This is a genomic window from Oleiphilus sp. HI0066 (genome assembly GCF_001635725.1).
Genome location: NZ_LWFH01001064.1, coordinates 1 through 1,044 on the forward strand (window position 1 = coordinate 1; position 1,044 = coordinate 1,044).

The following is a 1,044-nucleotide window of genomic DNA, read 5'->3' on the forward strand; positions in this document are numbered from 1 at the left end:
CTTGCATGGCATAAAAAGAACAACAAGGCCTCACTTAAATCAGAATATACATGCCAAGAGTTCATAACAATGGCCTCTTCGGCCGATCTTGCAACATCGCCAAGTAGCATATCTTCGATCAAATCATGGAAGCGTTCACTATCACTCCCCCAACACACAAAATAACATGCACCTTGCGCTAAGAGATCTGACGCTAAACGCGCCAATTTTCCATCCGAAATTGGACGAAAATCGCCACCAATAAAGCATATGAAATGTTGCGAACCAATGTCGAATGTTGGTATCGATTGATCAAAGGATGGGAGAAAGCAAGCATAGACCGCATCGTTGTGATAACGGCACAACAAATCTAGTGACATAGGAGAATTCAAACTAAAAGCGATTATGAGAAACCAAGTTAATCGTCATCTTGCATGGGAATGAGGTATAAACCTGATCTAAGACCCGCTAAACGTTCATCGATCTTAGCTTGCTCTTCGCCAGTTAAGGAAAGTGACACATCCTCTGGTACAAAAATATAATCGTCTTTTTGAATGTCGAATCCGATTTTTCCGAGGATACGTCCGCTTGAACTAATGCAATCAAGCTGTTGTTGAATAGGCCAAAACAGGACCATGAAGGGAATTCTCTCAGTATTGCAAAAGCAAGGATGATAAGCCTTTAATTTGGCTAACTCAAAGCCACAATTTAAAAAACTATTCTTCTTTTAACTTCACACGGGTCGACAACTTGCTGGCCTGCTTTTGAATTACATGTTGCGCAAGCAGCTCTTGCTCAACCTCCGAAATCTCTTCAAAATTTACACGCACCCAATATGGTCGATCCTTGAGTTGCTGCTTTTCATAGTCCGACAATTCCGCGGAAAACGCATCGCGACGTTCACAACCAACCACCATCGCCAAAGCTTGTACAACTTCTTCAGAAGGAAAGAGTTTGATATGCAAACTCAACATTTGCGCTTTGCTGAAATCAGTATGATATGGAAATGCCAAACCACAAGCACTGACATTCGCCTCACACATCATATAAGTGTGTGCATGCTTA

General features: G+C 41.9%; 3 protein-coding genes. All 3 read right to left on the bottom strand.

Annotated features, from left to right (window positions below; all coding sequences use genetic code 11):
• The coding region (locus A3738_RS13305) for a hypothetical protein (protein ID WP_156504246.1) at nucleotides 1–359 on the bottom strand (359 nt) is incomplete at its 3' end.
• A 38-nt stretch (nucleotides 360–397) separates the two neighbouring features.
• A complete protein-coding gene (locus A3738_RS13310) occupies nucleotides 398–616 on the bottom strand; it encodes a hypothetical protein (protein ID WP_068477397.1) in 219 nt (72 codons plus the stop codon).
• Nucleotides 617–695: 79 nt separating this feature from the next.
• A partial coding sequence (locus tag A3738_RS13315) for a hypothetical protein (protein WP_197473845.1) occupies nucleotides 696–1,044 on the bottom strand: 349 nt, incomplete at its 5' end.

What these genes read in the sequence shown, in the direction of transcription:
- A3738_RS13310 (WP_068477397.1), bottom strand. Translation starts at nt 616, where the DNA reads ATGGTCCTGTTTTGGCCTATTCAACAACAGCTTGATTGCATTAGTTCA.